This window comes from Streptomyces sp. NPDC127084, assembly GCF_042724175.1.
In the GTDB taxonomy this organism is placed as follows: domain Bacteria; phylum Actinomycetota; class Actinomycetes; order Streptomycetales; family Streptomycetaceae; genus Streptomyces.
The window spans coordinates 1-8,480 of record NZ_JBHXFA010000222.1; the positions used below are offsets into that span (position 1 = coordinate 1).

The following is an 8,480-nucleotide window of genomic DNA, read 5'->3' on the forward strand; positions in this document are numbered from 1 at the left end:
GTGCCGGCCCATCGGCGTTGTCGGCACGATCCGAATACCGCTACTGCTGCGTCCAGCCCGGGGGCGGCGCCTGGCCGGACTGCCTCGGGTCCTGTGCCGGCGGTGCCGCCGGCTGCTGCCAGCCCTGCCCCGGTCCCGGCTGCTGATAACCCTGCCCCGGTCCCGGCTGCTGCCAGCCCTGGCCCGTCTGCGGCACACCTCCGGGCTGGGCATAGGGCTGCTGGGGCACTGCCTGCTGCGGGACCGCGTAACCCTGCTGAGGCTGCTGGTACTGCATGTTCGGGTTTCCGAAGCCCTGCTGCGTACGTGTGAGGTCCTCGGCGATGAGAGCCGCGAGATGGAAGTAGGCCTCGCGTGTCTTGGGACGCATCATGTCGAGGTCGACTTCCGCGCCCGCCGCGAGGTGCTCGTCGAAGGGAACCACGATGACCCCGCGGCATCGGGTCTCGAAGTGCGCGACGATGTCCTCCACCTTGATCGTCTTGCCCGTCTCGCGGACGCCGGAGATCACGGTGACCGACCGCTGGACGAGATCGGCGAAGCCGTTCGCCGACAGCCAGTCGAGTGTGGTCGAGGCACTGCTCGCACCGTCCACCGAGGGGGTGGAGATGATGATCAACTGGTCGGCGAGATCGAGGACTCCGCGCATCGCGCTGTAGAGCAGACCAGTGCCCGAGTCGGTGAGGATGATCGGGTACTGCCTGCCCAGCACGTCGAGCGCGGCGCGGTAGTCCTGGTCGTTGAAGGTGGTGGAGACCGCCGGGTCCACGTCGTTGGCGATGATCTCGAGTCCCGAAGGAGCCTGCGAGGTGAAGCGCCGGATGTCCATGTAGCTGTTGAGCTGCGGGATCGCCTGCACCAGGTCGCGAATGGTGGCGCCGGTCTCGCGCCGGACCCGCCGACCGAGGGTACCGGCGTCCGGGTTGGCGTCGATCGCCAGGATCTTGTCCTGGCGCTCGGAGGCGAGCGTGGCACCGAGCGCGATGGTCGTGGTGGTCTTGCCGACTCCGCCCTTGAGGCTGATGACCGCGATCCGGTAGCACGACATCACCGGCGTCCGAATCAGCCCGAGCAGCCGCTGCCGCTCGGCCTCCTCCTTCTTCGCGCCGAACTTGAAGCGCGACGGACCCTGGTTGTTCTTCCGGGCCTTGGGCTGGCTGCGCATAAGCCGGTCGGATGAGAGCTCCACCGCCGCGTTGTAGCCGAGCGGGGTACCGGGAGCGGCCTGCTGCTGGTGGCTACCGGGTCCGCCCGGCTGGGGGCCGGGCGGGGCGGTCCAGCCCTGGTTGCCGTAGGCGGTGGGTTGCTGCGGTTGCGGCTGGACCGGTGTGTGCGGCTGGGCCGGCGCCGGATAGTGCTGCGCGGGCTGCGCCTGGCCGTGCCCGCCGGCCTCGGGCGGATAGCCGTATCCGGGCATGGCCTGGGCCTGGGGGTGCGAGGGGCCCTGCCCGTGCTGCTGGGCCTGGGCAGGCGGGTGACCGTAACCGGGCTGCGGCTGGCTCGGCTGCACCGGCTGCTGGGGGTAGCCGTAGGCAGCGCCTGGCGGTTGAGGCGCGGCGTACTGCCCGGTCTGGTGCGCCTGCCGCGGGTCAGCGGATGCGGGCTGCTCGCCCTGCGGGGGGTACCCCGGAAGTGGTTGGGCAGGACCGAACGCCCCGTGAACGGGGGGTTGGTGCGCGGGCTGACCCGTCGGATCGGCCTGTGGCGGGGCCGGAGCCGGGGCCGAGACCTGGGCTGGGGCCTGAGGGTGGGCGTGAGCCGAGCCGTATCCGGTGGGCGCGCCCTGCTCGTGGGGCTGCGCTGCTCCCTGGGCAGGAGCCGCGGGGGCGTACCCCGGAGGCAGCGGCGGGAGCGCTTCGTTGTGCTGGGGCGCCACAGCGGCCGACGACGTCGGCGCCTGCGGCCCCTCAGCCACGGGCGGTTGGGCGGGCGACGCGGGAGCCGGGTCTGCTTCCGCGGACGCCGGTGCGGCCGCGGAAGGCGGCTGCTCGGCGGAAGCCGCGACCGATGAGGCCGCGTCAGCCGACTCGTCGTCGTCCGCTCCGGTCACGACCTCGGCGACATCACCAGGCTCCGCCTGGGAGTTCTGCTCATCCTCCGGCTCTGTGCCATCGTCTCCGCCGCCGAACAGCAGTGCCGCCTCGGCATCGGCTGCGGCGTGGTTGAGTTCGGTCTCCGGCTGCTCCGTCTCCGGCTGCTCCGTCTCCGGCTGGTCCGTCTCCTCGTGTACGGGGACGGGCTGCACGGGGGCGGGTTCCGCCGGGGTGCCCGGCGAGGAGCTGTCCTGGGCGTCCGTGCCGACGGGGCGCAGTACGGGAAAGCCGGGGCTTGGCGCGGGGGGCGCGGGCGCTGTCGCCGGTGCGGGCTGCTGCGGGAAGCCGTATCCGTCGGACGTGTCCGACGTCGGTGCTGACGGCGCAGCCGGTGGCGTGGGTTGGGCGGGCTGCTGTGGGAAGCCGGGGGCACCCGGCGCCGATGCCTGCTGCTGCGGGAAGCCGTATCCACCCGGCGCGCCCTGCTGCTGTGGGAAGCCGTACCCGCCCGGGCCGCTGGAGGGCGGGGCCCCGTGCGGCACCGGCTGATGTCGCGGTGGCCCGTGGTCACCTGTGGCAGGGCCCTGCTGGTCCGCGCCGGATGTGCCCTGGGCCGGAGTCGGCTGTGCGGGCTGGACCGGCTGCCGCCCCGGCGGGGGAGCCTGCGGTGGGGGGCCCTGACCCGCGGGCCCGGTGGGCGGCCCGGTGGGCGAGCCGGCCTGGGCCGGAGCCTGCTGCCCGGCGTTCTGCTGCGTACCGGGCGTGGAGCCGCCCTGGGTGCTCTGGGCGTACCAGGCGGGAGGCGTGTAGACGATCTCGAACTCGCCGGTGAGATCCGCCTCGTGATCGTCGCCCTCCGAGGAAGGGCCGCCGTTGTACCCGGACCGATCCCTGTTCACTGCTTGCCTCCTGGTCAGCCACTGCTAATGAGCTGGTCGTCGTCGCGGCCGGGCGGACCGAGTGGCGAGTCCCCGCGACTGCGATCGTCACCGCACCACAGCAGCCTAATCACTCGCCCGGCGGGGTGGACAAGCCCCCGTGAGAGCGGAAACGGCAAGCCCTCCGGGTCGCGGCTGGTCCGCGCCCGGAGTATGCGGATGTCGATATGTCAGTCCATACGGCGGGCCGCACCGAGCAGGCCGCTCTCCGCTTCGGTGGGTTCGGTCATGACGAATTTCTGATGCTTTCGCGTGCACCAGAGCGCGGCGCTGTCGTGCAGGGTCGGCAGGTACCCGAGGCACTCCTCCGGGATGCCCAGCGTGTCACGTACGACCTCGGTCTCATAGGGCGAAATGCGCTGGATCCCGACCAGATGCGCCTGGGACAGCCAGCGCGGCGCGTGCTCGCTGACGAAGGGCAGGACCGTCACCACCGCCTGCCACGGCACGGAGGTTATCCGCCCGCGCGGCGGACGGATCCCGCAGTCCCGGATGAGTACGACCGGACTCGATACGGACGGACCCTGCGCGGGCACCCTTCCCACCGGGTACACCGTCACGCACTGCTGGCCGCCGCCGGCCGCCTGAGCCAACTGCTGCCAGGCCTGCGGACGGCCGGTCTCGACCCCCACGCGTGCTCCGGTTGCGGCGGCCCGCAAGACCAGCACCTGGGCGAGCCACAGGCCACCCACCAGCACGACGTCGAATGCGGTCGGACGGGACAGGCCGAGCACAGCAGGCTGCGATTCCGGGTCGGTGCCGATGATCACACCGTCATCACCGATCGGCATGCTGATCGCGGCGAGCTCGTCGACGGTGACGACATGGCGGTTCCGGCGCGGGCCGCGCAGTCCGAAACCCGGGCTGAAGACACGCCGTTGCTGCTGCGGTTCCGGTGACTGCCGGATGATGGGGATCACGCCGGTGTCGGTCGGCGAGGCCACATGCGCGGGCGTGCGCCCGGACGCGGCTCGACCTTGCTGCTCCGGAGGCAGGGTAGGGGCAGGGTGTGACATCAGTAGGTACCTCCGAGCGGCAGAGTGGCGAGAGCTCCCGGGACCTGCTCCCGGTCGAGACGGACCAGACCGACTCTCGCGGCACTTGCCGCCCGCTCCAGCTCCCGGCCCACCTGGCCTATTTCGTCTTCGCCGCGCGCGGTGACACGTATGTGCCCGGTGAGGGCGACACCCCGGTTGCCGGCTTTGCTCAGCGTCGTGCTGAACGTCGTGGCGAGCACGGGCAGCGAAGTGAACCGTGTGACGAGCTCGGGCAGCGCCACACCGCTACCGCCGAGCTGCGGCCAGCGGGACACCCAGTACGTCGTGTGCCACCGGTCGTCGACCCGCCAGGTCCGTACCGCCTCGACCGTACGGCGCTGAGAGGCGCGCCCGTCCTGGCCGTGCTGGGCGTTGGCGCGCGGATTGAGGCAGCTCGACGTCGCCAGGGCCTGTACCAACTCGGTCTCGTCCAGGATGGTCGCGTTGAAACCGGCTCCGGCCAGTCGGCTCGCCAGCTGGTCCGCCACCCGCAGCAGCGCACGCTGCGCGCCGGGGACGCCGTCCCCGCGGGCCTGGACGGCCTCGGGGCACAGTTCGGGGTCGAGCTTGAGGGCCACCCAGGTGAGCCGGAGGGCGGGAGAACCGGAATGGGCCTGCAGGGGGCCGTAGGACCGCGCGGCGAGTGACTGCTGCGGCAGGTGCGGAGCGGGCGCCGGCTGGGTGTGCTGCACCACCTGTACGGAGGCGAGACGAATCCCGTCGACCTCCAGGGCGTCCTGTATCAGCCGCAGCGGGAGCTGCCGTCCGCCGGTACCGGGGCGCAACGGCTGGTCACCGGGCTGGACGAAGAGCACGGCGGTGAGGAAGGTCCCATCCCCGATCATGCCGATCGACCGGTCGTCCCGGGACACGAAGGAGTACGTCCGCAGCGCGGGGTCGCACTCCACGACCGGGGCGAGCATCGCGTCGGTCCCGGGCGGCACGGGCAGTTTGCCGTCGCGCCGGCGCTGCGTCAGGGCGCGCGTCGTCTCGTACCACTCGGGCAGCGGGCGACTGCCGCGGCGCAGAGCCGCGAGAAGCAGCAGAAGTGCCGCCACGGCACCCGCCGGAGCCAGCAACCAGGGCGCGCCGACGGCCCAGGCGGCCACCATGACCGCCGCCGCGACCTCCACGAGAACGAGCTGCTGTAGCCGCACCGGGCCGAGACCGCCCGGACGGGGCAGCGTGCGCGGCGACGCGGCGACGGGGGCGTCCGGAACCAACGGCGTGCCTGTGCCTCCCGGCCCTCCCTGTTGCTGCTGTGCGCGGCGTACGCGCCGGGTGCTCGTAGCGCTGGTCATCCCCCGGGACATCCCTTTCGCGAAGTAGTGGCCGTTCGTCGGGCGAGATCATCCGTCCGCGGATCCCTGCGACGGGCCAGGGGCACCGATGGCCCACAACATCCATGCGAGTGGCAAACGGTACCCGCTGCGGAACCCCGGGCGACACACGGGACACCCAAACCCCGATGGCCACCCTGCCATGGGCGTCTCCCACTTGGGGGAGCGCTGTGGTGAAGCTCTGTGAAGATGCTGGGCTGCCCGCCCACCTGATGACTCGTCGCTCCGGGACGCAAGGCATAGTAGGTCCCCGCACGGCATGAAGGTGCATGTCAAGCACGCCGGGGCCGAGCGGCGCCAGTGACTTGCAGTGATTCGCGCAGTTTGGCCCGAATTGGGTTCCGGCGCAGCTGCCTTCTGCCGAGTGGAGCTGGGCTTTCGCGCACGATCGGCCTTCACATTTCACGATCGAGCAGCACAAACGGGAGAAACGGGGATCATGGCAAAGCGTCAGGACGAGCTCGCCGCCTACACGTTCGCTCGAAAGCGCACCGTCGCGGCGTTCTTGGCGCCGTCACCGGGTGGCTCGGAGGAGGGTGCGCCACGTCCCATCCGCACGGTGATGCCCAGCCTCGCGCTGGGCGTGGTGCTGGTGATCGGCTTCATCGCATGGGGTGTGATCAAGCCCGCGGCGCCCAAGGGCTGGGACACCCCGGGCGAGTACGTCATCGTCGACAGCGACTCCACGACTCGCTACGTGGTCCTCGACCCGGACCCGAAGGACGGCGAGGTGGAGAAGGTCCTCCACCCGGTCCTCAACTACGCCTCCGCGAAGCTGCTTCTCGACAAGGGCAAGGGCAAGGTCATCGAGGTACCGGCCAAGGAGATCGACAAGAGCGGAATCCGGCACGGCGCGACGATCGGCATTCCCTACGCCCCGGACCGGCTGCCGTCCAAGGAAGACGCACAGAAACCGAAGAGCTGGGCGGTGTGCGAGCGCCCGGTGCCGGGGTCGTCCGGTGCCATCGACCGCGCGGTGTTCGTCCTCAACGACACCGACGCCAAGTCGCTCGACGGGGCGGGCAAGGTGGATCCCAGTGAGGCCCTGTACGTCGAAGACGGCAAGACCGGTCAGGAGTTCCTGGTCGACGGCCGAGGGAACGCCTTCCAGCTCGGTGACCGGAAGCGGCTCGGCGACACCACCATGGAGCAGCTCCGCTCCGCCGTCATCGGCAGCAAGGCCAAGTCGCAGCGGGTAAGCCATGACTGGATGCTCACGCTCAACCCGGGCGGTGTGATCGACTTCCCGGAGGTCCCGTCGAACGGTCAGCAGACCTCCGTCAAGGGGCTCCCCGACGAGGCGAGCACGGTGGGCCGAGTGCTCGAAGCCCAGGACGCGCAGGGCACGCAGTACTACGTCGTCCTGAAGGACAGGGTCGCCAATGTCACCAGCTTCGTGGCCGCTCTGCTGATGCGGGCGCCCGCCGCGGAGAAGGCCTACGACAACGGCGGCCGGATCGCCCCGGTCCCGGTCAACGGGCAGCAGATCATCGCCGCCAACAACGGTGAGGCGGAGGGCTTCTACGCGGACCAGGGGTGGCCACAGGTCGTACCCCGCCAGGCCAACGCGGGTGCGGCTGGCACCGGAGAGGACCGTATGACCTCGTGCAGTGTCTACAAGGGCACCATCGGGTCGGACCGCAAGCCGCAGCTCGCCGCCTGGGCCGGGAAGGCCTATCCCAGGAACGCGGTCGAAGACTCGCTGAGCGCGTACATCTCATCGGGCTCGGGCCTCCTCTTCCGGGAGGTCAGTGGTGCGGCGGAAGGTGGCGGCAGGTTCTACCTCCTCACCGACACGGGTCTGCGGTACTCACTGCCGTCGAACAACGACAGCGAGGCGGACAAGGCGGGGAACTCGCCTTCCCCGGCCGGCGACGCATCGACGGGCGAGGCGAGCGAGACCGACAAGGCCCGTACGCGGCTGGGGTACGAGGACCTCACCACCCCCGTGATCGTGCCGAAGTCTTGGGCGGCGTTCATCCCGACGGGGCCGACCCTGGACACCGGGAGCGCGGCGCAGCCGCAGGGCCAGTGACACGGTGCCGGACTGCCGGTTCGGAGCTACTCCGGCCCATGGGCTTCTCTGGCCCAACTCAGCGTATTCAGAGGGGTACTTGACCGACGAACCGCGAGTAAGTCACAGGATGATTGCTCAAGTGTGCGAGCCATGTAAGCAATTCGCCGAGTCTGCGAGTTGCATGACAGGCTGACGATAGAGTGTTCGAAGCGCTCAAGAGCGCGAGCGCTTATCCGGGCGCCTGTACGGGTCTCCCGGATCAACGACGACATGGGGGAAGGTTCATCATGGCCGGCCAGTTCCGGGTAACAGAGGACGAACTCACCAAGCTCTCCGGTGACATCAATACGGCGAACGGTCAGCTGCAGGGCGAGATCCGTCGACTCAACGGAGTGATCGACCAGATCGCCGGTGGGTGGCAGGGCCAGGCGGCTCAGTCCTACCGCCAGCTCCAGGACCGCTGGAACGCCGACGCGAAGAGGATGAGCGACATCCTCAACGATATCAAGGAAGCCGTGGACTCCACGCGGAGCAACTACTCCGCTTCGGAAGAGCAGCAGAACTCCGAGATCAGCAAGATCATGTCCGACTTCGGCTGATCGAGCCGTTTCGGCCCGAAGCCCTTCGGTTCCACCCGAAGCGTTTCAGGTCCTCCTGATCTCAGCAGACTTCCTTCGATTTCTTCCTGAAAGGGAATGACGATGTCAATCCTCGTCAATTACGCAACCATCACCAACGCGTCCACCGACGTGAAGTCGACCGCCGGCCGCATCAAGCAGCAGCTGGACGACCTCGAGGCCGCCGTCAAGCGTGTCGCCAACACCTGGGAGGGTGAGGCGCAGGAGGGCTACCAGCGCAAGCAGCGCGAGTGGGACCAGACCGCCGCGGACCTGCACGCCACCCTGCTGAAGATCGCCACGGCGCTGCAGAGCGCGGCCGAGAGCTACCAGGCCACTGAGAAGAGCAACGCCTCTACCTGGGGCTGAGCCCGTCGGCGACCCGAAGGGTGTGAGATGAAGAGAATCGGGGGGGCGGGGGGCCGCCCGCCGGGGGCTGACGGCCCACCCGGTGGGGGGGGGGGCGCGCCCGCGTCGCCGTGGCCACCACCACACGCT

Annotated in this window: 6 protein-coding genes; 3 read left to right on the plus strand and 3 right to left on the minus strand. The window is 70.0% G+C overall.

Annotated features, from left to right (window positions below; translation table 11 throughout):
- Positions 1-40 precede the first annotated feature (40 nt).
- The 3 genes from ACFWI9_RS31305 to eccE all read right to left on the minus strand — a co-directional run bounded on the left by ACFWI9_RS31305 (position 41) and on the right by eccE (position 5,309).
- Positions 41-2,932: an SCO5717 family growth-regulating ATPase gene (locus ACFWI9_RS31305; RefSeq protein ID WP_387167782.1), complete on the minus strand. Its 2,892-nt coding sequence runs from the start codon at positions 2,930-2,932 to the stop codon at positions 41-43.
- Between the two features lie 209 nt (positions 2,933-3,141).
- Complete coding sequence (locus ACFWI9_RS31310) at positions 3,142-3,987, minus strand: hypothetical protein (protein ID WP_387167784.1); 846 nt, start codon at positions 3,985-3,987, stop codon at positions 3,142-3,144.
- Positions 3,987-5,309, minus strand: a complete 1,323-nt coding sequence (eccE, locus tag ACFWI9_RS31315; protein WP_387167787.1) for a type VII secretion protein EccE — start codon at positions 5,307-5,309, stop codon at positions 3,987-3,989. The genes ACFWI9_RS31310 and eccE overlap by 1 nt, the downstream gene beginning before the upstream one ends.
- A 478-nt stretch (positions 5,310-5,787) precedes the next feature.
- Here eccE and eccB point away from each other — a divergent pair, with 478 nt between their 5' ends.
- The 3 genes from eccB (at position 5,788) to ACFWI9_RS31330 (ending at position 8,351) form a co-directional block, all read left to right on the plus strand.
- Positions 5,788-7,383 carry a type VII secretion protein EccB gene (eccB, locus tag ACFWI9_RS31320; protein WP_387167789.1) on the plus strand — a complete coding sequence of 532 codons (1,596 nt, stop codon included), beginning with the start codon at positions 5,788-5,790 and terminating at the stop codon, positions 7,381-7,383.
- 269 nt (positions 7,384-7,652) lie between these two features.
- Entirely contained in the window at positions 7,653-7,964 is a 312-nt protein-coding gene (locus ACFWI9_RS31325; RefSeq protein WP_338673273.1) for a WXG100 family type VII secretion target, read from the plus strand.
- Between the two features lie 96 nt (positions 7,965-8,060).
- Positions 8,061-8,351 carry a WXG100 family type VII secretion target gene (locus ACFWI9_RS31330; RefSeq protein ID WP_338673274.1) on the plus strand — a complete coding sequence of 97 codons (291 nt, stop codon included), beginning with the start codon at positions 8,061-8,063 and terminating at the stop codon, positions 8,349-8,351.
- Positions 8,352-8,480 lie beyond the last annotated feature (129 nt).

Bases quoted from the DNA above. Each gene is read 5' to 3' on its own strand.
- ACFWI9_RS31310 (WP_387167784.1), bottom strand. From the start codon at position 3,987: ATGTCACACCCTGCCCCTACCCTGCCTCCGGAGCAGCAAGGTCGAGCC.
- eccE (WP_387167787.1), bottom strand. From the start codon at position 5,309: ATGACCAGCGCTACGAGCACCCGGCGCGTACGCCGCGCACAGCAGCAA.
- eccB (WP_387167789.1), top strand. From the start codon at position 5,788: ATGGCAAAGCGTCAGGACGAGCTCGCCGCCTACACGTTCGCTCGAAAG.
- ACFWI9_RS31325 (WP_338673273.1), top strand. From the start codon at position 7,653: ATGGCCGGCCAGTTCCGGGTAACAGAGGACGAACTCACCAAGCTCTCC.
- ACFWI9_RS31330 (WP_338673274.1), top strand. From the start codon at position 8,061: ATGACGATGTCAATCCTCGTCAATTACGCAACCATCACCAACGCGTCC.